At 73.1% G+C, this 23,575-nt stretch carries 17 protein-coding genes and 1 pseudogene; 8 read left to right on the top strand and 10 right to left on the bottom strand.

All coding sequences use genetic code 11. From position 1 onward, the window contains the following. Positions 1 to 112 precede the first annotated feature (112 nt). Positions 113 to 2,710 (bottom strand): right-handed parallel beta-helix repeat-containing protein, encoded by a 2,598-nt coding sequence (locus tag GA0074696_RS04290; protein WP_157745817.1) that lies wholly within the window; start codon positions 2,708 to 2,710, stop codon positions 113 to 115. 252 nt (positions 2,711 to 2,962) lie between these two features. Between GA0074696_RS04290 and GA0074696_RS04285 the strand changes: the two are divergent. Further along, positions 2,963 to 3,898: pseudogene (locus GA0074696_RS04285) on the top strand (calcium:proton antiporter). Positions 3,899 to 3,977: 79 nt separating this feature from the next. On the opposite strand, the gene GA0074696_RS04280 reads toward GA0074696_RS04285, so the two are convergent. Then, positions 3,978 to 6,587 carry a NosD domain-containing protein gene (locus GA0074696_RS04280; RefSeq protein WP_157745815.1) on the bottom strand — a complete coding sequence of 870 codons (2,610 nt, stop codon included), beginning with the start codon at positions 6,585 to 6,587 and terminating at the stop codon, positions 3,978 to 3,980. A 108-nt stretch (positions 6,588 to 6,695) separates the two neighbouring features. Next, entirely contained in the window at positions 6,696 to 7,169 is a 474-nt protein-coding gene (locus GA0074696_RS04275; protein ID WP_172894162.1) for a hypothetical protein, read from the bottom strand. Between the two features lie 119 nt (positions 7,170 to 7,288). Between GA0074696_RS04275 and GA0074696_RS04270 the strand changes: the two genes are divergently transcribed. Then, a complete protein-coding gene (locus GA0074696_RS04270) occupies positions 7,289 to 8,569 on the top strand; it encodes an MFS transporter (RefSeq protein WP_088959878.1) in 1,281 nt (426 codons plus the stop codon). 256 nt (positions 8,570 to 8,825) lie between these two features. Here GA0074696_RS04270 and GA0074696_RS04265 read toward each other — a convergent pair whose 3' ends face one another. Then, the gene (locus tag GA0074696_RS04265; protein WP_088959877.1) at positions 8,826 to 10,538 is read right to left on the bottom strand and encodes a bifunctional metallophosphatase/5'-nucleotidase; all 1,713 of its coding nucleotides are present in this window, start codon (positions 10,536 to 10,538) and stop codon (positions 8,826 to 8,828) included. Positions 10,539 to 10,858: 320 nt separating this feature from the next. On the opposite strand from GA0074696_RS04265, the gene GA0074696_RS04260 reads away from it, so the two are divergent. Continuing rightward, complete coding sequence (locus GA0074696_RS04260) at positions 10,859 to 11,656, top strand: alpha/beta fold hydrolase (protein ID WP_088959876.1); 798 nt, start codon at positions 10,859 to 10,861, stop codon at positions 11,654 to 11,656. Between the two features lie 42 nt (positions 11,657 to 11,698). On the opposite strand, the gene GA0074696_RS04255 is transcribed toward GA0074696_RS04260, so the two are convergent. Beyond that, entirely contained in the window at positions 11,699 to 12,328 is a 630-nt protein-coding gene (locus GA0074696_RS04255) for a histone deacetylase (protein WP_231925265.1), read from the bottom strand. Between the two features lie 9 nt (positions 12,329 to 12,337). Then, a complete protein-coding gene (locus tag GA0074696_RS04250; RefSeq protein WP_088959875.1) occupies positions 12,338 to 13,117 on the bottom strand; it encodes a phosphodiesterase in 780 nt (259 codons plus the stop codon). 255 nt (positions 13,118 to 13,372) lie between these two features. Here GA0074696_RS04250 and GA0074696_RS04245 point away from each other — a divergent pair, with 255 nt between their 5' ends. Beyond that, positions 13,373 to 14,749: a sensor domain-containing diguanylate cyclase gene (locus tag GA0074696_RS04245; protein ID WP_407940592.1), complete on the top strand. Its 1,377-nt coding sequence runs from the start codon at positions 13,373 to 13,375 to the stop codon at positions 14,747 to 14,749. 161 nt (positions 14,750 to 14,910) lie between these two features. On the opposite strand, the gene GA0074696_RS04240 is transcribed toward GA0074696_RS04245, so the two are convergent. Together GA0074696_RS04240 and GA0074696_RS04235 are read right to left on the bottom strand one after the other, a co-directional pair. After that, complete coding sequence (locus tag GA0074696_RS04240) at positions 14,911 to 15,972, bottom strand: aspartate-semialdehyde dehydrogenase (protein ID WP_088959873.1); 1,062 nt, start codon at positions 15,970 to 15,972, stop codon at positions 14,911 to 14,913. Positions 15,973 to 15,977: 5 nt separating this feature from the next. Continuing rightward, positions 15,978 to 17,243 (bottom strand): aspartate kinase, encoded by a 1,266-nt coding sequence (locus GA0074696_RS04235; protein ID WP_088959872.1) that lies wholly within the window; start codon positions 17,241 to 17,243, stop codon positions 15,978 to 15,980. A 248-nt stretch (positions 17,244 to 17,491) separates the two neighbouring features. Between GA0074696_RS04235 and GA0074696_RS04230 the strand changes: the two genes are divergently transcribed. Further along, a complete protein-coding gene (locus GA0074696_RS04230) occupies positions 17,492 to 18,277 on the top strand; it encodes a hypothetical protein (protein WP_231925264.1) in 786 nt (261 codons plus the stop codon). A gap of 84 nt (positions 18,278 to 18,361) precedes the next feature. Further along, complete coding sequence (locus tag GA0074696_RS04225; protein ID WP_088959871.1) at positions 18,362 to 18,892, top strand: nitroreductase family protein; 531 nt, start codon at positions 18,362 to 18,364, stop codon at positions 18,890 to 18,892. 52 nt (positions 18,893 to 18,944) lie between these two features. On the opposite strand, the gene GA0074696_RS04220 is transcribed toward GA0074696_RS04225, so the two are convergent. After that, on the bottom strand, positions 18,945 to 19,934 hold the full coding sequence (locus GA0074696_RS04220) for an ArsR/SmtB family transcription factor (RefSeq protein ID WP_088959870.1): 990 nt from the start codon (positions 19,932 to 19,934) through the stop codon (positions 18,945 to 18,947). A gap of 77 nt (positions 19,935 to 20,011) precedes the next feature. On the opposite strand from GA0074696_RS04220, the gene GA0074696_RS04215 reads away from it, so the two are divergent. Continuing rightward, a complete protein-coding gene (locus GA0074696_RS04215) occupies positions 20,012 to 21,292 on the top strand; it encodes an MFS transporter (protein WP_088959869.1) in 1,281 nt (426 codons plus the stop codon). Between the two features lie 239 nt (positions 21,293 to 21,531). Continuing rightward, positions 21,532 to 23,289, top strand: coding sequence for a 2-isopropylmalate synthase (gene leuA / locus GA0074696_RS04210; protein WP_088959868.1), 1,758 nt, complete (start codon positions 21,532 to 21,534; stop codon positions 23,287 to 23,289). Between the two features lie 50 nt (positions 23,290 to 23,339). Here leuA and GA0074696_RS04205 read toward each other — a convergent pair whose 3' ends face one another. Next, positions 23,340 to 23,543, bottom strand: a complete 204-nt coding sequence (locus GA0074696_RS04205) for a DUF1737 domain-containing protein (protein ID WP_088959867.1) — start codon at positions 23,541 to 23,543, stop codon at positions 23,340 to 23,342. Positions 23,544 to 23,575 lie beyond the last annotated feature (32 nt).

Raw genomic sequence — 23,575 nt, 5'->3', positions numbered from 1 at the left:
CAGCGTACCGGGGCATCGACCGGTCTGGTAAGCCCGTCGGACGGGCGTGACCGGAGACGGCACCGGCCACCCGCCGCGTGGACGGGTGGCCGGCGCCGGATGTCGGGTCCGGTCAGGACGCCGGGCCGATGAAGTACCCGGACTGGTCCACGATCACGTGGGTCGTCCCCGGACTGCTGTTCCACACGTCGACGCCCCAGCCCGTCGCCACCACGGCGGCGTTCGACGCGGTCTCGCCAGCGACGAAGTTGACGTTCGAGGCGGTCGGCCGCTGCTGCCCGCCCGGGTACGCGATGAGCACACCCGCCGCCGTCGGCCGGGTGACGGTCAGGTTCCCCACCAGCGCGGTCGGCGCCGGGCAGGCCGGCGTGCAGGTCTTCTCCGCCACGGCGGGCTCGACCCCGATGCTGCTCCATGCGCCGAGCGGGAAGCCACTGTCGCGGGTGTCCAGCAGCCGCGTGGGGGCGATCGGCACGAACGTCTGGGTGGCGGCCGGGCTGAACCAGCCAGCCAGGTCGGCCACCACGTGGGTGGTGCCGGAGCTGGCGTTGCGGATGCTCACCTTGCCGTCGACCACCGGCACCGTCACCAGGTTGGGGATGGTCTGTCCGGTGACGAAGTTGAGGTTCGACGCCACCGGCACCGCCGTGCCGTACGGGAAGAGCTTGAGCACCCCGTTCGCGGTCGGCTTCGTGACGGTCACGTTCAGGACGGCGGCCGTCGCCCCGGCCGGCACCTTGGCCGACAGGTCCAGGGTGCGGGTGGTGTTGGCCGCGATCGGGCCGGCCGTACCCTGCCGGGTGTCGAGCATCCGCACGGGCGCCGTCGGGGCGAAGCCCGAACCGGAGCCGGTGTAGAAGCCCTGCAGGTCCGCCACCAGGTGCACCTCGCCCACACCGGTGTGGGTGAAGGCGATGTATCCGTTCGTCACCGGCACGGTGACCTGGTTCGGCACCGTCTCCCCGGCCACGAAGTTCACGTTGGAGGCGTTCGGCAGTCCGCCGTAGGGGTAGACGGTGATGAATCCCGGGTCGGTGGGCTGGGTCACCGTGACGTTGAGCACCAGCGCGGTGATGTCCTCGCCCGACACCCCGGCGACGCTGCTCACGGGCAGAAGGAGGGTGCCGTTCTGCCCCAGCGGCTTCGTGGAGGTGGTGCCGAGGCCCGACCGGGTGTCCAGCAGCCGGGTCGGGGTGACCGGGGTGAACCGGGCACCGACGACCGTGCAGGGGCTCGCGGCATAGGAGTTGGCGATCCGGAAGTTCGACGTGGTGCCGAGCACCTGGACGCAGATTCGGCCGGCCCGCCGGACGGTGCGCTCCAGCGAACTGGCGTCGGTCACATGCCAGTAGCGGTCGCCGTAGAACTGGTAGGCGTACTTCGCCCGCTCCCGTTCGACCGTCCACGAGGTGCGCAGACTCCCGCCGGCAACCACGTCCATGGGGCCGCCACCGGGCTTGCGACGGAGGTACTGCGGCTGCGTCACCTGGGTGCCCTGCGCCTCAACGGCGCCCCGGTCACGGTAGCCGCTGCCGGTGCCGGTGTTCGTGACGCCCGGGTCGTCGGCGTACGCGTTGTCGAGCAGGTCGCTGTCCAGGGCGCCCCGCGCGCCGGCGTCGGCGGAGTCGCGAGCCGGCGAGCCGGTCTTCGTCCGGTACCACCCGGCCCAGGACCCCTGCACCTTGGTGAGGAGCGGGTCGGCGGCGACGTCGTGACCGCCCTGCCCGGTCGCCGCGGTGAACGACGCGAGCGTCGCGTGCTCGTCGCCGTGCCAGGTGTAGAGCGGGCCGCCGCTGGCCGGGTCGACGAGGTTGTGGTCGGCGGTCGTGTCCCGCTCGGAACTCGCGTCGACCCGGATGCCCGGGGCCCAGGACGGCTCGGGGCAGGTCTGGCGCGACGATGAGGTCTGGACGATGTTGTTGCGGACCGAGGCGCCGGTGGAGCCGGCGTACAGGTCGATGCCCACCCGGCAGTTCGTGACCACCGTGTTGCCGGTGACGGTGACGCCGGGCGACATGGTGGCCAGCAGGCCGTGCCCGAGGAGCTGGTTGCCGGCGACGGTGACGTTCGTCGCGCCGGGGTCGAGGTCGACGGTGGCGCCGCCGCCGTTGCTGATGATGCTGCGGGTGATCCGCACGTCGTCGGAGACGCCACTCACGTTCACCCCGGTCGCGCCGTCGGACGCGCCGTGGACGGTGAGCTGGTCGAGGCTGATCCGGCTGGAGTCGATCACGGCGACGCCGTCCGCGCGGCTCTCCCCGTACACGTCGAAGCCCTCGATGACCACGTCGTGCGCCTCGGCGACCACGATGATCGCGCCCATCTCGGCGGTGGTGCCGTACTTGCCGACGCGCACCGGGTCGTTGGGCATCGGGACCGCGCGGAAGATGATCGGCGCGTCCGCCGTGCCGGACCGGGTGAACGAGACGTTCTCCTGGTAGGTGCCCGGGTGGACCAGGACCGTCTGGCCCGGTCCGGCCACGTCCGAGGCAGCCTGGATCGTGCAGAACGGCGCCGCCGGGCTGCCGTCCCGGGTGCCCGTCGGGGAGCAGTACTTGCTGCTCACGTGGAGTTCCGTCCCTGGGGCCGCCGCCGCCTGGGCGACCGGCGCGGGCGTCGCGCCCATCGCTGGCGCCGCCGGCCCGACCAGGCCCGCGCCCCCGATCAGGGGTACGACTGCGAGCCGGGCGAGTGTGTTTCTGGTCGTCATCAACCATCCCCGTGCCTGAAGTTCTGCCTGCGCGCGGCAGCGTACCCCGACGTCCACCGATGCGATGGCCCCCCGCACGGACAATGTGGACCAGGGGTTCGGGCTGCAACCGGTCGCCGTCGGGAGGCGAAGGCCCTCGCGTCCGCTGGTGCGGCGTGACCCTCTGGGCAGGGGCTTTCGACCTTCTCAGCGGCGGTCACGGGGTTCGTCGACGCTCGGCGTTCGATCGGCGCGCCTGGCATTGTTGACGGCATGATCGCGCTGATTCGATCCCGTTTGACCAACTGGACCGTATCCATGCCCATCCTCGCGGTCGTACTGCTCGCCGTCACCTGGGGTCGCGGCCTCCCCGGGATCATGGTCGCGCTGGTGGCCGCCTTCCTGGCCGGCGCGGTGCTCGCGGCCGTCCACCACGCCGAGGTGGTCGCGCACAAGGTCGGCGAACCGTACGGCTCGCTGGTGCTCGCCGTGGCGGTCACCGTCATCGAGGTGGCGCTGATCGTGACCCTGATGATCAGCGGCGGAGAGAAGACCCAGTCGCTGGCCCGGGACACTGTCTTCGCCGCCGTGATGATCACCTGCAACGGCATCCTCGGGTTGTCTCTGCTGATCGGCGCGACGGGCTCTTCGTCATGGTGCAGACCGGCCGGCACCGCGACTACTTCCTCCCCGTGACCAGCGAGGGCAGGCTGCTGGACGACGACGGCGACGCGCACGCCGACCCGCCGTCGACGCGGACCGCGCTGGCCAGCCTGGGCCTGCTGCTCGTCTCCCTGGTCGCCGTGGTCGGCCTGGCCAAGACGGTCTCCCCCGCCATCGAGGCGGGCGTCGCGGCCGCGAACCTCCCGCAGGCCTTCGTGGGCGTGGTCATCGCACTGCTCGTGCTGCTCCCCGAGACCCTCGCCGCGGCCCGGGCCGCCCGGCGGGACCGGGTGCAGATCAGCCTCAACCTCGCCCTCGGCTCCGCGATGGCCAGCATCGGTCTCACCATCCCGGCGATCGCCCCTCGCCTCCATCTGGCTGGAGGGGCCGCTGCTGCTCGGCCTCGGCGGCACCCAGCTGACCCTGCTGGCGCTGACCGCGGTGACCGGGGTGCTCACCGTCGTCCCCGGCCGGGCGACCGTCCTTCAGGGCGGGGTCCACCTGGTGCTGCTGGCCGCGTTCGTCTTCCTCGCCGCCAGCCCCTGACCGGGCCGGAGAACGGCGCAGCGGCCGCGTCCCGATCGAGGAGACCGGGGGCGCGGCCGCTGCGGACCGGCGGTGACCGTCAGGCCGGGGCGATGAAGTACCCGGACTGGTCGACGATGGCGTGGGTGTAGCCGCTGCTGTTGTTGAACGCCGCGACCTGACCGTTGGCACCGACCTTGACCACGGCCAGGTTCGCGGCCGTCTCACCGGCGACGAAGTTGACGTTCGACGCCGTCGGCGCCGCCTCGCCCGCCGGGTACGCGGTCAGCACGCCCGCGGCCGTCGGGGCGGTGACGGTCAGGTTGAGCACCGCGGCGGTCGGCCGGGGGCACTCGAAGTCACAGCCCGTCTCGCTCTTCACCGCGAACGGCGCCTTCTGGTACCTGCTGAGCTGGCCGGAGACCACCTTGATCCAGCCCGAGTCGTCGCGGGTGTCGGCGATCCGGGTCGGCCCGTACGGCACGTAGACCTGGTTGGCCCCGGAAGCGGCCGAGCCGAAGTAGCCGGCCAGGTCGGCGACCACGTGGGTGGTGCCGGAGCTGGCGTTGCGGATCATCACCTTGCCGGCGACCACCGGCACGATCACCAGGTTCGGGATCGTCTGCCCGGCCACGAAGTTGAGGTTCGAGGCCACCGGCACCGACGAGCCGTCCGGGTAGACCTTCAGCACGCCCGCGGCGGTCGGCCTGGTGACCGTCACGTTCAGGATCGCCGCCGTCGCGTCGGCCGGCAGCCAGCCGGCGAAGTCCAGCCGCCGGTCGGCGTTGCCGGCCAGCGGCGTCGACGTCCGGGTGTCCAGCACCCGCACCGGGCTGAGCGGCTTGAAGCCGGAGCCCTGCCGGCCGTAGAAGCCCTGCAGGTCGGCGACCAGGTGCACCGTGCCGCTGCTGCTGTTGCGGAAGCGGATGCCGTCGCCCATCGGCACGGTGACCAGGTTCGGCACGGTCTCGTTGGCGACGAAGTTGACGTTCGACGAGCTTGGCGGCCAACTGTTGTCCCGGTTCGGGTACACGGTGATGAAGCCCGACGCCGTCGGCCTGGTGACCGTGACGTTGAGGACCAGCGCGGTGATGTCCCGGGCCGGCACGCCGCCGACACTCGGGACCGGCAGGACGACCTCGCCCTTCGCCGGCACCGCCGTGGTGGTGGCGGTGCCGATCGCCGCCCGGGTGTCCAGCACCCGGGTGGGCGACACCGGAGTGTAGGGCGCCCCGACCGTCGTGCAGTGGTAGTAGCTGTACTCCGGCGTGATCCGGAAGTCGGTGAAGCTGGTCTTCGTGGCGACACAGCTGCGACCACCGCGGCGGAACGAGTGGTCGCGGGTCCGGTCCGCGGTCACCCGCCAGTAGCGCTCGTCGTCGAACTTGTACGCGATCGAGCCGCCCTCACCGTCCGTCGTCCAGGCGTACTGCGGGGCGGCGATCGCCGTCACCGCGAACGGGTCGGTGCCACGCTTGCGCTCGATGCCGACCTGGCCGCCGATCACGCCGCCCTGGACCTCGAAGGCGCCCCGGTCGTGGTACCCGATGCCGGTGCCGGTGTTGGGCACGGCCGGGTTGTCACTGTGCGGGTTGCCGAGCATGTCGGTGCGGGTGAGCCCCTTGGCGGAGGCGTTGGCCGAGTCGACCGCGGGCGATGTCGCGCCGATCGGGCGGTAGTACCGCCCGCTGCTCATGAGGTTCCCGATGATCGGGTCGGCCGCGATGTCGTGCTGCCCCTGACCGCTGGCGGTACGGAAGGACGGCAGATCGGAGTAGCCGGTCCCGCCCCATGAGTAGAGGGCGCCGCCGGTGATCGGGTCGATCAGGTTGTAGTCGGCGACCGCGCCGTCCGTCGACTCCGGCGACACCGTGATGGCGGTGGCCGGTCCCGGATCGGCACAGGCCGCGCGGAACGGGTGGGTGCGCACGATGTTGTTCTGGATCTCCACGCCGGGAGCTGTTCCGGCCACCTCGATGGCCCGCTGGCAGTTGGTCAGGACCGTGTTGTTGGTGATCACCGTACCGACGGCGTCAGTGACCAGCAGACCACTGTTGGACAGTTGGTTGTGGACGATCATCGTGCCGGTGACGCCCGGGTCGACCCGCACGGCGGGACTCTGGGCAGGCGAGTTGCTGAGGTAGTTCCGGCTGACGGTGACATCCCGGGAGGCTCCGGTGACGTGCAGCGTGCTTGTGGTGCGCGACGAGTACGCCCCGAGACCGTCGACGGTGACCCGGGTGGACCCGTCGACCACGAGCGGGGTCCGCTCCGGCGTGCTCACCACGGTGAACCCCTGCACCACCACGTCGTGCACGCCGGAGAGGGTGATGACGGCGCCGATGACGTTGGTGGCGTCGATGTTGCCGACCGTGACCCGGCCGCTCGGTCCGTTCACGGCCCGGAAGGTGACCGGCGCGTCCGCGGTGCCGGAGCGGGTGACGGTGAGCGCCTCCGGGTAGTTGCCCGGCTGCACCAGCACCGTCTGGCCGGGCTGCACCACGGCCGCCGCCGCCGAGATGGTGCAGAACGGCCGGTCCACACTGCCGTCGCCGCCCGACGCGCAGTCCTTGCTCACGTACAACTCGTCGGCCACCGCCTGGGTGACCGGTGCCGGCGCGGCGACCGCCGCGGGCGCCGCCGGACCCACCAGGCCCGCGCCGCCCACCAGTGGTACGACCGCGAGTCGCACCCACGCACGTCTGTTCATCAACCGCCCCCGTGACAAGTCGATCATGTTGTGCGCGGAGCGTATCGCGATGCCGGCCGATGCGAGCAGCGCCGATCGGTCCATGCGCCCGTCCGTTCGGCCGGACCGTCAGTCGTGCCGCTCGGTGCGTTCGATCTCGGTGAACGCCGCCCCCAGGTAGCCGTCGACCGGCCGGCCGGTCACCGCGAGCAGGTCGGCGACGAGCAGCGGGGCGTGCCGGGCGATCGCCGCCGGATCGGGCGGGGAGCTGTCCTCGCCCGGGTCGTACACGCCGAGCGCGGAGGCCAGCAGAACCAGCACCACGTGCGGGTCGACCTCCGGCCGCCACGGGGCCGCCGCCCGGACGCAGTGCTCAAGCACCTGCCGGACATCGTCGCCGTCCAGCCCGTCCGGATGGGTCTCCTCCAGCAGCAGCCGCACCACCGCGCCGAGGACCAGGCCGGAGCGCTCGGCCCCGCCGAGCCGCGCGGTCGCCGCCTCGTACGCCGCACCGTCGCGGGCCTTCGCGGCCTCGACGGCGTCGGTGGCGGCGACGGCGATCTCGCGGGCCGATGCGGGCAGGTGTCGCCAGGTCACGCTCACCGGGCCAGCATGGCAGAGCCGACCGACAGCGCCCGTGGACGTGCGGTTGATCACGTGGCAGGCGCGAGCGGCAGCAAAATGCGTCGCGGTCTGTCAGACCCGCTGGAAAGAATCGCGGCATGCTGCGCCGATCCCTCCCCCGCCGTCCGGAAGCCCGACGCATCCTGCTCGGCACCCTGCTGTCGGCGATCGGTCGCGGCCTCACCCTGCCGTTCCTGTTCATCTACCTGACCGACGTGCGCGGGCTCTCCGACCCGCGGGCCGGTTTGGTGATCGGCTGGTACGGCGCGGTCACCCTGGCGCTCTCCCCGCTGGGCGGGACGCTGATCGACCGGTTCGGCGCCCGCCGGGTGGTGCTGCCGTCCCTGCTGATCGAGGCGATCGGCACCGGGTCGTTGGCGCTGGTCGACTCGACCGCCTCCGCGTTCGGGGTGGCCACCGTGATCGCGATCGGCGGTTCGGCGATCTGGTCCGGGCAGAACACCATCCTCGCCTCGCTCACCGCCGACGACGAGCGGCAGCGGGTGTACGGGCTGAACTTCGCCCTGCTCAACCTCGGCATCGGCGTGGGCGGCCTGACCTCGGGCGCCATCGTCGACGTCGCCCGGCCGGTGACCTTCCAGGCGATCTACCTGCTCGACGCGCTCAGCTACCTGACGCCGGCGGTCATCCTGCTGACCCTGCCGCACGTCGGGCACCGGCTCGCCGCCGGCGCGGCGGGCGCGAAGACGGGCGGCGGGGGTTACCTCACCGTGCTGCGGGACCGCCCGTTCCGCCGCCTGGTGATCTTCGGCCTGGTGCTCACCACCTGCGGGTACGCCCAGATCGAGGTCGGTTTCACCGCGTACGCGGTCCGGGTGGCCGAGGTGACCCCGCGCGTGGTCGCCTGGGCGCTGGCCGGCAACACCCTGATGATCGTGCTCTCCCAACTGCTGGTGATCAGGCGGATGGAGGGGCGCAGCCGCACCGGGGCGCTCGCGGTGGTCGGCGCGGTCTTCGCGACCGCATGGCTCACCCTCGGCGCGGCCGGCCTGATCGGCACCGGCAACGCCCTGATGGCGGCGCTCGGCGTGGTGGCCTGCGCGGCGATCTTCGGGTTCGGCGAGACCATGCTGTCGCCGGTGATGCCGGCGCTGACCAACGCGCTGGCCACCGACGAGCTGCGCGGCCGGTACAACGCGATGAGTTCGATGATCTTCGGGATCAGCGGGGTGATCGGCCCGGTCACCGCCGGCCCGCTGATCGGCGCCGCCGGCGGCAAGGTGTGGGTGGCCGTCGTGGTGGGTGGCTGCCTGGCCGCCTCGCTGATCGCCCTCTCCCTGCGTCCCCTGCTCACCGCCATCCAGGACGGCCGGCTCGCCGCCCCCGCCGACCGCACCCCCGAACCCACCCCCGCCTGACCCCCTGCACCGCCTCCCTCAGCCCACGCTCCACCCGCCCCCCCGCTTCACCACGCCACACCCACCCCGCGAAAATGCCGCGCACTTTCACGGAAAGCGTGGCTATTTGATGCGCCATAGCCACGCTTTCCGTGAAAGTGCGTGCGCGGCGCGGCCCGGCGGGGGCGGCGCGGCGGGGGCGGCGCGGCGGGGGCGGAGACGGGGACGGGCCCCGGAGCGGCTGCTCCGGGGCCCGTTCGTGGGCGGGGTCCTGCCGTCAGGCGGCGGGGACCTCGGCGGTGGTGCGGATGCGGTCCAGGGCCGGCGCGGAGACCGGCGAGGACGCGGTCAGGTACGCCACGAAGGCATCCAGGTCGATCATGCCGGTGACCTGGTTGGTGCCGCTCTTGAGCGCGGTGAAACCGTCACCGCCACCGGCCAGGAAGTTGTTCACCGTGACCCGGTAGGTGCCGGCGTCGGTGACCGTCACGCCGCCGAGGGTGAGGCTGCCCCGGACGACCCGGGTACCGGCGCACGGGTCGGCGGTGGTGCCGGTGGTGCCGTTCACGTCGACGGTGTAGCGGACCGTCGAGGACGGGTAGAGCGTCCGGCCGACGACGAACTGCTGCTCCAGCACGCAGTAGAGCTGCGCGCCGGTGAGGTCGAGCGTGACCAGGTTGTTGGCGAACGGCTGGACCGTGAACGCCTCCTCGTAGGTGACCTGACCGGCGTCGAGGTCGGCGCGGACACCACCGGGGTTCATGAACGCGCCGAGCGCGCCCTGCTCGTTGTCGGTCGCCGCGAACTGCGCGTCGGCGATCACGTTGCCGAGCGGGGACTCGCCCTTGGCCGTACCGAACAGGGTCTCCTGCACGCGGTTGAGCGGCTCGGCGGTCTCGCCGACGACCTTAATGGCGACCGGGCCGAGCGCCGTCTTGTAGCGGGTGATCAGCTCGGTCTGCGCCGCGTCCTTGGTGACGTCCCGGGTCACCACGACGTTGTTGGCCTTGGCGGTCAGCACGTCGCCGGTCTTCCGGTCGATCTGCAGGTCGATGTCGGTGACCAGGCGACCGAACGAGCTGGCGCTGGTGACCAGCTTGCCGTTGATCTCGCAGTTGTACGCCTGGTGGGTGTGCCCGCTGACCACCACGTCGATCGACGGGTCCATCCGGTTGGCGATGTCGACGATCGGGCCGGTGAAGCCCTTGCAGTCGTTGATGCCGCCGGTGGTGTCCTGCTGACCGCCCTCGTGCAGCAGCACGACGATGGTCTCCACGCCCTGCGAGCGCAGGATGCGGGCGTACTTGTTGGCGGTCTCCGACTCGTCGCTGAAGGTGAGGCCGGCGACGCCCTCCTGGGAGACGATCTGCGGGGTGCCCTCCAGGGTCATCCCGATGAAGCCGACCTTGACGCCGTCGACCTTCTTGACGCCGTACGGCGGCAGCAGCGGCTGGCCGGTGGCGGTCTTGAACGCGTTCGCCGAGAGGTACTGGAAGCCGGCGCCCGCGTACGGGGTGCCGTCCGCGCAGCCGTCGACCGGGTGGCAGCCGCCGTTCTGGATGCGCAGCAGCTCGTTGGCGCCCTCGTCGAACTCGTGGTTGCCGACGCTGGCGAAGTCCAGCCCGGCCATGGTGAGCGACTCGATGGTCGGCTCGTCGTGGAACGCGGCGGAGAGCAGCGGGGAGGCGCCGATCAGGTCGCCGGCCGCGACGGTGATGGTGCGCTCCTGCTCCTCCTCGGTGGCCCCGCGCAGCTTGGCGAGCTGGGTGGCCAGGTATTCGGCGCCGCCGGCGGGCTGCCCGGCGATGGTGCCGCTGGAGCCGGTCGGCGGCTCGAGGTTGCCGTGGAAGTCGTTGAGGGCGAGCAGCTTGACGTCGAGCGGCTTGGGACCGGCCTCGGCCTGGCTCGGGTGGACGGCGACCGTGCTCAGCGCGGCCGCGGCGAGTGCGGTCAGGCCGATGGCGGCCCGACGCATCCCGGGGACGGACATGGAACTCCTCGTGAGGTTCGGCGTTGGACGCGGCACGAGCGATGGTTCGCCCGGCGACCCTGATCCGTGCCGTGACAGGGGTCGATCGCGGAGGGCGGCGGTCGGGGGTCGCCACTCCGTCAGGAGACAGCCTCTCATCTCCTTCCCCGCCGGTCGACTGGGGAAGTCGAACAGACCTGCGGATACGTGAGGTGACCCGGCCTGGACGTTCGGACCATTCCGACATGACGGGTAGGTGAAAGCAATCCGGCGGTCGGCGTCGGATTCGCGTCGGTAGCACCGACCAGGATGGGAGACGACGACGAGGAGAGGATCCACGGATGACTGACGCGACCCTGGCGGTGGGCACGGTGCGCTCCGCCGACGGCACGACCATCGCGTACGAGCGCAGCGGCGACGGGCCGGCGATCGTGCTGGTGGGCGGCGCGTTCAACGACCGGACCACCACCCGTGCGGTGGCCGCCGCGCTGGCCGGGGACTTCACCGTGTTCGGGTACGACCGACGCGGCCGGGGCGACAGCGCCGACACCGCCCCGTACGCGGTGCAGCGGGAGATCGAGGACCTGGCAGCGCTGATCGGCGCGGCCGGTGGCACGGCGTACCTCTACGGGATCTCGTCCGGCGCGATCCTCGCCGCCCTGGCGGCCGCCGCCGGGCTCCCGGTCGCGGGGCTGGCCCTCTTCGAGCCGCCGTTCCGGGTCGGGCCGCACGACGGGTCGGGCGCGGCGCTCGCGCCCCGGCTGGCCGAGCTGGTGACGGCGGGCCGGCGGGGCGACGCGGTCGAGTGCTTCCTGCGCGACGCGGTGGGCCTCCCCGCGGACCAGGTACGCGGCATGCGTGATCAGCCGATGTGGTCCTGGCTGGAGATGATGGCCCCGTCCCTGGTCCACGACGCCACCGTCAGCGGGGACGGCAGTCTTCCCGCCGACCGGCTCGCCACCATCACCGTGCCGACGGTGGTGCTGGACAGCACGGGCAGCCCGCAGTGGCTGCGCGACGCGACGGGCGCGACCGCCGACGCGGTCCCTGGTGCCCGGCGGGTGAGCCTGGAGGGCGGTTTCCACGAGGTGCCCGCCGACCGGCTCGCCGCCGAGCTGCGCCGCCTCCTGCTCGGCTGACCGGCCGCCGCGCCGTCCAGCGGCTCCCCGACGGCGATCAGGTCAGGGGGCCGGCACGGCCGCCACCAGGTCGGTCAGGTCGGCGCGGGTCCAGTGCCCGGTCACGCCGGGGCGGTCGGCCAGGTAGGCGACGGTCCGGTCGACCGACCAGCCGTGCGCCGCCCGCAGCCCGGCCGCGATCATCCTCAGGTAGACCGGCGCCGGCGCGGTCCACGCCACCTCGCCCGCCCGCCAGGGCGCGGTGAAGGTCAGCATCGGCACCCCGTCGCGTACGCCGACCCGCAGCAGCGTCTCGTACCGGCCGGGGCCGAGGGTGGCCCGCCCGGCCTCGACGGCCACGGCGATCAGGTCGAGGTCGGCGCCGGGCGGGCGGTACATCTCCTGCGCGGCGATGTCGGCGAACTGCCCGGCGGTGAGCAGGTAGCCGCGCGCCGCCGCCGTGCCCGGCAGCTCGGGGTCGTAGAACGCCATCCCGCCCGTCCAGGCCCGGGACTCCCCGGCGAAGTAGACGCCGCCGGGGACCAGCACCGCTTCCGTCCGGCGCGGTGGCCGGCAGTCCCGACACCCGGGGTACGACCGCAGCCCGTCGGGTGGCCGGCCGCCGGAGAGGTACCAGCCGAGCCGCGCCGGATCCATGTTCGACCCGTACGCGACGTACCAGAGGAGCCGCACCCTCGGAGGTCAGTAACTGCAGGTCTGACCGGCGGCGTGGCTGACCTGCACGGTGTGGGTGACGCAGCCGCCGTCGTCCACCGCGTGCAGCAGGAAGGCGGTCGGCTCGTCGACCCAGCCGATCTCGTCGTCGGCGTTCATGGTCAGCGACGCCTGCCGCCAGGTGCTCGGCGCGACGGTCAGCACGGTGCCGGCGTACCCGGTGGTCACCGGGCGGTGCAGGTGGCCGGCGGCGACGCGTACCACGTGGGGGTGCCGGCGGACGACCTCGGCGAGCGCGTCACCGTCGGCGAGCCGGACGGCGTCGGCGGCCGGGACGCCGACGGCGACCGGCGGGTGGTGCAGGCAGACCAGGGCGGGCACGTCCGCGCGGCCAGCCAGCACCCCGTCGAGCCAGCCGAGCTGGTCCTCTCCGAGCCGGCCGCCGCCCTCCCCCGGGGTCAGCGAGTCCAGCACCACGACGGTCACGTCCGGATGGTCGACGTGGTAGTGCGCGGAGAAGCCGCCGCCCAGGTACGGGGTGCCGCCGAAGGCGTCCAGCAGCGACTCCCGGTCGTCGTGGTTGCCGGCCACCAGGTGCACCGGCAGCGGGTACCGCCCGATCACCTCGCGCAGCGTCGCGTACTCGTCGGGGCGACCCTGATCCACCAGGTCGCCGGTGATCACCACGCAGTCCGGGCGAGGGCGCAGCGCCAGCACCCGGCCGAGCGCGCGGTGCAGACCGGCGGCAGGCACGGCGCCGAGCACGCCGGTGGTCAGGTGCGGGTCACTCAGCTGGGCGATGAGCATGGCTCCTCCACTGCGACCGGGACCTCTCACGCTAACCCGGCGAGGCCGTCGCGGGCGGGCCCGTCGCGCAGCCCACAGGCCCTGTCCACAGCCTGTGGATGGCACATGTGTACGAACGACAGGTGATCTTTCCCGTGGCGGACCGCCCTCGGCTGAGTACGCTTGATCGCAGCCCCGGCACCGGCCGGGCCCGCCCCCACCTGGAAGAACGTGGATCACGAGCGAGTCGTCCGGGACGTCACGGTCCGCCTGCCGATGGCGCCGACCGCCGTCGAGGCGTGCCAGTGGACCGTGACCGCGCTCGCCCGGTACGCCCCCGCGACGATCTCCGTGCTGCTCCAGGTCCACGACCGGCTGCGCTGCGTCGCCGCCACCGGATCATGGCAGGTCTTCTCCACCGTGCCGCCGAAGTCCGGCATCGTCGGCCGGGTCTACGCCTCCGGCGAGGGGGCCACGGTGCCCGACGTGACCGCCGACCCGGACTATCTCCCGCTGCGCCCCGACGTGACCGCCGAGATCTGTGTACCGGTGCTCGACCCGGCGGGCCGCCCGATCGGGGTGCTCGACCTGCAGTGGAGCGGGCCGGCCGAGCTGGGTCGGTGGCGGCAGACCGCGGAACGGCTGGCGGGCCGGCTGGGCGCGCGGATCGTGGCCCTCGGCGGACCGCCGGCCGAGACCCGCAGCGAGAAGCTGCTGCGCCACGCCACCGCGTTCACCGCCGCCCCGACCGGTCCGGACCTGATGGCCGCGGCCCTCACCGCGGCCCGGGACGTCTCCACCCTCTCCTGCGCCGTGCTGGTGCTTACCGGCCGGAGCGGCCCCCGCCTCGTCGACCCGACCGGTGCGCCCGGCGAGTTGGAGTCGCGCATCCGGGCCGAGCTGACCGAGGCCGGGGCCGGGCCGCTCAGCCGGATGGTGGCCCGGGCCCATCGGCACGGCACCGCGTACACGCTGGGCGAGGCGGGTCATCCGCCCACGGACGAATACGCGCCGCTGGCCCGGGCCGGGGTACGCACCCTGGTGTCGGTGCCGGTCGGCCAGCCCGACGCGGGCGGGGTGCTGCTGGTCGCGGACGAGCGGCTGCTGCGGCCCGACCCGACCACGGTCAACCTGATCGAACTGCTGGCCGGGCAGGCCTGGGGTGCGCTGGACCGGCTCCGTACGCTGGCCCGGCTCCGCGAGCAGGCCAGCTCCGACCCGCTCACCGGGCTCCGGCACACCGGGCCGTTCGGCCAGCGGATCAGGGCGGCCACGCCGGGGCGTACCGCCCTGCTCGCCATCGACGTGGACGGGTTCAAGACGGTCAACGACACGTACGGCCACCAGGCCGGCGACCGGCTGCTGGTCGGACTGGCCCGGGCGCTGGAGGGCGCGCTGCGCCAGGGCGACGAGCTGTACCGGGTCGGTGGCGACGAGTTCGTCGCGGTGATCGAGGTGAGCCGCCCCGAGGAGGCGGTCCGGATCGCCGAGCGGCTGACCGAGGCCGCCCGACGTACCGGGCGCACCATCAGCGTCGGGGTGGCCCTCCCCCAACCCGGCGAGTCCGCGGAACTCACCCTCCGCCGCGCCGACCAGGCCCTCTACGCGGTCAAGCGCCACGGCCGCGACGGCGTCCGCCTGGCCGCCGCCTGACCCACCCCCCGTCCCCGCGCCGCACCCCCACCGACTCCCGCCGCATCTTCAGAGAAAGAGGCCCTATCCGCGCTTGGATAGGGCCTCTTTCTCTGAAACTGGCCGCCCTTGGGCGGGGGGCCCGCGCCGGCGGGCGTCGGTGGGCGGGGTGACCGGGCGGGTCAGGGGCGGGTGAGTTCCTTGGCTAGGAGTTCGGCGATCTGGGCGGTGTTCAGGGCGGCGCCCTTGCGGAGGTTGTCGCCGGTGACGAAGAGGTCCAGGGCGCGCGGGTCGTCCAGGGCGCGGCGGATCCGGCCGACCCAGGACGGGTCGGTGCCGACCGCGTCGATCGGCATCGGGAACTCGCCGGCGGCGGGGTCGTCGACCAGGATCACGCCGGGGGCGTTCCGCAGCGCCTCGCGGGCGCCCTCGGCGTCCACCTCGGTGGCGAAGACCGCGTGCACGGCCACCGAGTGGCCGGTCACCACCGGCACCCGTACGCAGGTGGCGGAGACCTTCAGGTCGGGCAGCCCGAGGATCTTGCGCGACTCGTTGCGGATCTTCATCTCCTCGGACGACCACCCGAAGTCGACGAGCGACCCGGCCCACGGCACCACGTTGAGCGCCAGCGGCGCGGGGAACGGGCCGAGCTCGTCGCCGACCGCCTGGCGCACGTCGCCGGGGCGGGAGCCGAGCACCCGGTCCCCGGCGATCTTGCCGAGCTGGAGGTGCAGCGCGTCCACGCCGGCCTGACCCGCCCCCGACGCCGCCTGGTACGAGGAGAGCACCAGCTCGCGCAGGCCGTACTCGCGGTGCAGCGGGGCGATCGCCACGATCATCGCGAGGGTGGTGCAGTTGGCGTTGGCGACGATCCCCTTGGGCCGGTTGCGTACCTGCTCGGGGTTGATCTCCGGGACCACCAGCGGCACGTCCCGGTCCATCCGGAACGCGCCGGAGTTGTCGACCACCACCGCCCCGCGAGCCACCGCGACCGGCGCCCACTCGACGGAGACCTCGTCCGGCACGTCGAACATGGCGACGTCGACGCCGTCGAACGCCTCCGGCGTGAGCGCGCCGACGGTCAGCTCCTCGCCCCGGCAACGCACCTTGCGCCCGACGGAGCGTTCCGAGGCGAGCAGCCGGATCTCGCCCCAGACGTTGCGCCGGGAGGAGAGCAGCTCGCACATCACGGTCCCGACGGCGCCGGTCGCCCCGACGACGGCGAGCGTGGGCTGCGCCGACACGGGCGCTACCGTCCCGTCCCCGCGTAGACCACGGCCTCGGAGTCGCCGCCCAGCTCGAACTGGTCGTGGATGGCCCGGACCGCCTTGTCGAGGTCGGTGTCCCGGCAGACCACGGAGACCCGGATCTCCGACGTGGAGATCATCTCGATGTTGACCCCGGCCGCGCCGAGCGCGGCGAAGAAGCCGGCGGCGACACCGGGGTGCGACCGCATGCCGGCGCCGATCAGCGACACCTTGCCGACGTGGTCGTCGTAGAGCAGGCCGCGGAACTTGACGGCTTCCTGGATCTTGCTGAGCGCGGCCATCGCGGTGGGGCCGTCGGTCTTGGGCAGCGTGAACGAGATGTCGGTGCGACCGGTGCCCTCGGTGGAGACGTTCTGCACGATCATGTCGATGTTGATCTCGGCGCCGGCCACGGTGTCGAAGATCCTGGCGGCGGCACCCGGCTCGTCGGGCACGCCGACAATCGTGATCTTGGCTTCACTGCGGTCGTGGGCGACCCCGGTGATCAGTGCCTGTTCCACGGGAAGGTCCTCCATCGATCCGGTGACCATGGTGCCGGTGTTGGTCGAGTATGACGAACGGACGTGGATCGGCAACCCCGCGCGCCGCGCGTACTCCACGCTGCGCAGGTGCAGCACCTTGGCGCCGCAGGCGGCCAGCTCCAGCATCTCCTCGTAGGTGATGTGCTTGATGTGCCGGGCGTTCGGCACGATCCGCGGGTCGGCGCTGAAGATGCCGTCCACGTCGGTGTAGATCTCGCAGACGTCGGCGCGCAGCGCGGCGGCGAGCGCCACGGCGGTGGTGTCCGAGCCGCCCCGGCCCAGCGTGGTGACGTCCTTGGTGTCCTGCGAGACGCCCTGGAAGCCGGCGACGATCACCACCGCGCCCTCGTCGAGCGCGCCCTTGAGCCGGCCCGGCGTGACGTCGATGATCCGCGCCCGCCCGTGCACGGAGGTGGTGATGACACCGGCCTGCGAGCCGGTGAACGAGCGGGCCTCGTACCCCAGGTTGTGGATGGCCATCGCGAGCAGCGCCATGGAGATCCGCTCGCCGGCGGTGAGCAGCATGTCCAGCTCGCGGCCCGGCGGCAGCGGGCTGACCTGGTTGGCCAGGTCGAGCAGCTCGTCCGTGGTGTCGCCCATCGCGGACACCACCACCACCACGTCGTCGCCGGCCTTGCGGGCGGCGACGATCCGCTCCGCCACCCGCTTGATGCGCTCGGCGTTGGCGACGGAGGACCCGCCGTACTTCTGCACCACGAGTGCCACGACGGTGCACTCCCTCCCAGCGACGACCCTGAGCGTGCCGACGCCGCCGGTCGAGTGGTCCGGCGGCGCGTGTCAGACCTGTCCAGGGTATCGGGCGGTACGCGAGGACGGGTCGGGTGATCCCACCATCCGGCGGAAGCGCCCGGTCGACACCCTGCCCAGGGCGGTCGCCCGCCGGCCGCCGACACGCCGGGCGTCGTGGGCGGCACGGGTCCGTGGGCGGCGGGCGGGCGGCGCAGAATGACCCGGTGCCTGCCCATCTGCGCGCGACGTGCCGGTCCACCGGCGTCCTGGTCCTGCTCCTGCCGGCGCTCCTCACCGCCTGCACCGCCGACCGGCCGGCCCCGCCACCCACCGCCGGGTCCGCCGACCCGGCACCGGCCGAGGTGGACGCGGCCCGGGACGAGCTGGCCGCGCTGGCCGCGGCGGCGCGGGACCGCCACCTGACCGCCCGCTACACGCTGACCGGCACCGACGGGCCGGCCCGGGACGTCACGGTGACCAGCGCGGCGGACGGCACCTGGCGGGTCGACGTCCCGGGGGGCGCGCTGGGCGGCACGGCGGACGTCTCGCTGGCCGCCACCGCCGACGGGCTCTTCCAGTGCGGCCTGCCGTCAGCCGGGCGCCCCGAGGCGGCCAGCTGCGTCCGCCTCGGCGACCGGGACGACGCGGTGCCGCGCCGGCTGGACCCCCGGGTGCAGCACCCGTTCACCGACTGGCTGGAGGTGCTGACCGACCGGCGGACTCCGCTCGCGGTCTCCCCCGCCACCGTGCCGGCGGGCGTGGCCGGCACCTGCTACGCGGTCGAGACCACCTCCGCCTCGCTCAACCCACCGCTGGACGTCGGGATCTACTGCTACGAGCCGGACGGGACGCCCACCTACGTCCGCGCCGCCCTCGGCACGCTCACCCTGGCCGGGCCGCCCGGGCCGGCGCCGGGCAGCGCGCCGCTGGCCGGGCCGGTGGTGAACGCCGAGCCGCTGGGCCTGGAGGCACCCACGCCGAGCGGCAGCACGGGCGCGGGAACGTCCTGACCCGGGGCGGCGTTACGGGTGCGCTTGACCACATTTGCCCCACCCGCCCTTCGGGGCGAATCGCCTATACGGGACGCTCCTTGCATGGTCGACCTCACCCCGCTGCTCGCCTTCCGCTGGAGTCCCCGGGCCTTCGACCCGGCCGCCGAGCTGACCGGGGAGGAGGCGTCCTCGCTGCTGGAGGCCGCCCGCTGGGCCCCCTCGACGGGCAACGCCCAACCCTGGCGGTTCGCCCTCGGCCACCGCGACGACGAGACCTGGAAGCGGACCCTGGTCAGCCTCCCGGAACCCGACCAGCGCTGGGCCCGGCACGCCGCCGCCCTGGTGGTGGGCGCGCACGCCGGCACCGACCCGGAGCGGGCCGCCTACGACCTGGGGCAGGCGATGGCCCACCTCACCGTGCAGGCCACCGCGCTCGGCCTGTACGTGCACCAGCTCACCCGGTTCGACCGCGCCGCGCTCTGCGCCGACCTCGACCTGCCGCCCGCCGTACGCCCGCTGGTGGTGGTGGCGGTGGGCCGACTCGGCGACCCCCTCGACCTGCCCGAGGAGCTGCGCCGGCGGGAGACCGCGCTGCGCCGCCGACACCCGGTGCACGCCCTGCTGCTGCGCTGAGCCATCCGGCGCCGCCCGCTGGCCGGTCGGCGGGAGAACCGCCGTCGGGCGGTCACTCTCCCCGGCTGGCCCGCAGCAGCACCGTCGCCGCGTCAGTTCCCCGGTAGAGCACGTGCCGCCCCTGCCGCACCCGGGAGACCAGCCCGGCGGCGTGCAGCGCGGCCAGGTGCTGGGAGACGTTCCCCGCCGACATCCCGGTCCGCCGGGCCAGGTCGCTGGTGGTGGCCGCGCTGTCGAGCAACTGGAGCAGCCCCGCCCGGCCCGACCCGATCACCCGGGCCAGCGGGTCGCCGGGCGGCGCCGGGGCCGCTTCCCAGAGGGTGGCCACCGCCCGCACCGGGTACGTCCCGCCGGGCGGCGAGTCCTCCAGCAGGTTCCACAGCACCCGCTGGGGCGTGAAGACCCCCGGGTTCAACGCGATACCGCGACCGCCGAGATGGAAGTCGAGCCGCCACGGGTCGTCGCTGACCACCCGGTCACCGGCCCAGCGCACGGTGGGGTGCAGCCCGGCGAGGGCCAGCCCGGCACCACCTTCGGCGAGTTGGCTGCCCCGGTGCGCGATGTCCGCCTCCAGCAGCGCCCGCATCCTCGGCCAGTCCGGGGCGATGGCCACGTCGTGCCAGACCCGCAGCGCGGTGACCAGTGCCGGCAACATGGCCTTCGGGTCGGTACGCAGCGCCTGGCCGAACGGACCGAGCGGCCGTTTCGGGGTGGTGGCCAGCAGGTCCCGCACCACCACCGCCGGCGGCGTCGCCCTGACCTGCTCGAGGCTCTCCTCGAACTCGACGTCCGGGCCGGGCGGGGGTGGCGTGAGGAAGTCGGGCAGCCAGGCGCGCGGGCGGGCCAGCTCGCGCAGGGGGCCCACCGCGACGGCCACCTCCGGGCGGGCGACGAACGTCCGGGCCCGGTCGATCCAGGGCAGGTGCAGGGCGTTTCGGATCGGGTCCCGCAACACCCACAGGCTGGAGACCGTCTCCCACACCGGAGAAACGCCGAACCGCACCCCGGCGACGTCCGCCGTCTCGAACCGCAGCTGCGACATCCTCCACCCCCGTCGAGAATTCGGCCCAGCCTAAAAGGCTCGACCCGCCGGTGGGGGGCACGGTTGGCTCACCGGCCATGGGGACCAGGGACACCATCCGCACCGCCGTCCGACACGTCGTGCCACCCGCCGGCCTGACCCGCGCCCTCGCCGTGCAGGCCATGGTCTCCGCGGTCGGAGGCGGCCTCTTCCAGGCCGGCAGCGCCGTCTTCTTCACCCGGGCGCTCGGGCTCAGCGCCACCCAGGTCGGGCTCGGCCTGTCCATCGCCGCCGGGGTGTCGCTGCTCGGCACCGTGCCGCTCGGCGGGCTCACCGACCGGTACGGCCCACAACGGGTCTGGCTGGCCGGCCTGGTGCTCGACGCGGCACTCTTCGCGGCGTACCCGTTGGTGGGCGGTTTCGCCGGATTCCTCGCGGTGGTGGTGGCGCTGGCCGCAGTGGACGCCGCCACCGGGGTGGCCCGGCAGGTCTACTCGATCAACGCGCTGCCCGCGGCCGAGCGGGTCACCGCGATGGCGTACCAGCGCTCGTCGCTGAACGTCGGATTCGGGCTCGGGGCGGTGATCAGCGGCGTGGTGCTCGCGGTGGACACGATGGCGGCGTACCGGGGGATGGTCTGGTTCATCGCGGTGGTGTTCCTGGTCACGGCGCTCTTCGTCCGCCGGCTTCCCCGGCTGCCCGAGGTGGCCCGACCGGCGGAGCCGATGAGCCGGCTGGCCGTGCTCCGGGATCGCCCCTTCATGGCGGTGTCCCTGCTCTCCGGGCTGCTCACCGCGCACCAGACGCTCTACCTGACGGTGCTGCCGTTGTGGATCCTGAGCCACACCGACGCCCCGAAGACGGTGATCGCCGGGCTGGTGCTGCTGAACACGATCCTGATCGTGCTGCTCCAGGTGCGGGCGAGCCAGGGCGCCGACACCAGCTCCGGCGCGGCCCGGGCGTCCCGGCGGGGTGCCCTGCTGATCGCCGGTTTCTGCCTGGTCCTGCCGCTCTCCGGGCTGACCCGCGGCGGGCTCACGGTGGTGGTGCTGGTGGCCGCCGCGACGCTGCTCGTCGTGGCCGAGTTGATCGAGTCGGCGGGCACCTGGGGGCTGACCGCCACCCTGCCGCCGGCCGCCCAGCGCGGCGCGTACGTCGGGGCGTTCCGGCTCGGCACGCAGTTGCAGTACCTGATCGCGCCGGCCGGGCTGACCGCGCTCGGCGTCGCCACGGGCGGTTGGGGCTGGTACCCGACGGCGGCGCTCTTCGTGATCATCGGGTTGGCCGTCGTACCTGTGGTCGCCTGGGCTGAGCGGACCCCCCGCCTCGGCGAGGCCGCCCCGGAGCCGGCGGTGGGCGCTGCGACACCGATCTCATAGTGCGGACCTGCCTTCCCACCCCCCGTCTCACCACGTAGGGTGACCCTGTCATGTGGCAGGCGTACCTCCTCCTTGGTCGCCGCGACGAGGCCTGACCGGCCGGCACCTCGTCGCGGAGTCGAACCGCGCCGTCCAGCACATCCGAACTTTCCCTCGGCACCGCCCGGGCATCGTCGCCCGGCACCCGCCGACACCTTCCGATTGCTGACGCCCGACATGACCCACGGGAGCACTCCGCCATGGCTCAACCCGCCACTGACGCCGAGACCGATCCGATCGCCCGGCAGCGCCCCAGCCGGATGCCGTTCCACCGCTACCAGCCGTACCAGCAGCAGTTCCGGATCGACCTGCCGGACCGGGCCTGGCCGACCGGGCACGTCGACGTCGCGCCCCGCTGGTGCGCGGTCGACCTGCGCGACGGCAACCAGGCCCTGATCGACCCGATGTCCCCGGAGCGCAAGCGCCGGATGTTCCAGCTGCTGGTGCAGATGGGCTACAAGGAGATCGAGGTCGGCTTCCCCTCGGCCAGCCAGACCGACTTCGACTTCGTCCGGCAGCTGATCGAGCAGGACCTGATCCCGGAGGACGTCACCATCCAGGTGCTCACCCAGTGCCGGGAGCACCTGATCGACCGGACCTTCCAGTCGCTGCGCGGCGCGCGCCGGGCGATCGTGCACTTCTACAACTCCACCTCGACGCTCCAGCGCCGGGTGGTCTTCGGGCTGGACCGCGACGGCATCACCGACATCGCCACCCAGGGCGCACGGCTGTGCCAGAAGTACGCCGAGATCCACACCCCGGACACCGAGATCCACTACGAGTACTCGCCGGAGTCGTACACGGGCACCGAGCTGGAGTACGCGCTGGAGGTCTGCGCGAAGGTCATCGAGGTGGTCGACCCCACCCCCGACCGCAAGCTGATCGTCAACCTGCCGGCCACCGTCGAGATGGCCATGCCGAACGTGTACGCCGACTCGATCGAGTGGATGCACCGGCACCTGTCCCGGCGGGACAGCCTGGTGCTGAGCCTGCACCCGCACAATGACCGGGGCACCGGGGTGGCCGCCGCCGAGCTGGGCCTGCTGGCCGGCGCCGACCGGATCGAGGGCTGCCTGTTCGGCAACGGCGAGCGCACCGGGAACGTGGACCTGGTGACGCTGGGCCTCAACCTGTTCTCCCAGGGCATCGACCCGATGATCGACTTTTCGAACATCGACGAGGTCAAGCGGGCCGTCGAGTACTGCAACCAGCTGCCGGTGCACGAGCGCCACCCGTACGCGGGCGACCTGGTCTACACCGCCTTCTCCGGCTCACACCAGGACGCGATCAACAAGGGCTTCGACGCGCTGGCCGCCGACGCGGCGGCCGCCGGGGTGCCGGTCGACCAGCACCCGTGGGCGGTGCCGTACCTGCCGATCGACCCGAAGGACCTGGGCCGCACCTACGAGGCGGTCATCCGGGTCAACTCGCAGTCCGGCAAGGGCGGCGTGGCGTACATCATGAAGAGCGAGCACCAGCTCGACCTGCCGCGCCGGCTCCAGATCGAGTTCTCCGGGGTGGTCCAGCAGGTCACCGACCACGACGGCGGCGAGGTCGACCCGGGCACCATGTGGGAGATCTTCGCCCGGCACTACCTGCTCGACCACCAGAGCGACCCGGCCGTCACGCTGTCCGGCTACACGATCGGCACCGTCGACGGCAAGGTCGAGATCGAGGCCGAGGTGGAACTCGGCGGGGAGCGCCGCGCGCTCGCCGCCGTCGGCAACGGCCCGATCGACGCGTACGTCAACGCGCTCCAGGCGGTCGGCGTGGCGGTACGCGTGCTCGACTACCACGAGCACGCGCTCTCCTCCGGTGGTGACGCGCAGGCCGCCGCGTACGTCGAGTGCGACGTCGACGGTCGGACGGTCTGGGGCGTCGGGATGGACGCCAACATCGTCACCGCCTCGGTGAAGGCGGTCACCAGCGCGGTCAACCGCGCCCGCGACCGAGGCTGAGGCGTCGCGGCAGGGTCCGGCTCCGGCCGGGCCCTGCCGCACGCGCCCGGTCAGACCGGGGTGACCCCGGCCGACCAGCCGTCGCCGAGCACCACCGCCTGGGCGACGACCACCCGCTCACCGTCGAAGGTGATGGCCGGGGAGCGGTGCAGTCGGTAGCCGTCGGCCAGCGCCTCACTGACCCGGCGGCAGAAGTCGGCGTCATCCGGCCCGGTCAGCAAGCGGTAGCGCAGCCGGTCATCATGATCGTCCACCCGCCGACCGTAGCAACCGGCCCGGTGGGTCG

The sequence above is a fragment of the Micromonospora purpureochromogenes genome (genome assembly GCF_900091515.1).
Classification (GTDB): Bacteria; Actinomycetota; Actinomycetes; order Mycobacteriales; family Micromonosporaceae; genus Micromonospora; species Micromonospora purpureochromogenes.
The sequence above is the reverse complement of the archived record's forward strand: the minus strand, read 5'-3'. Positions and strand labels throughout refer to the sequence as shown.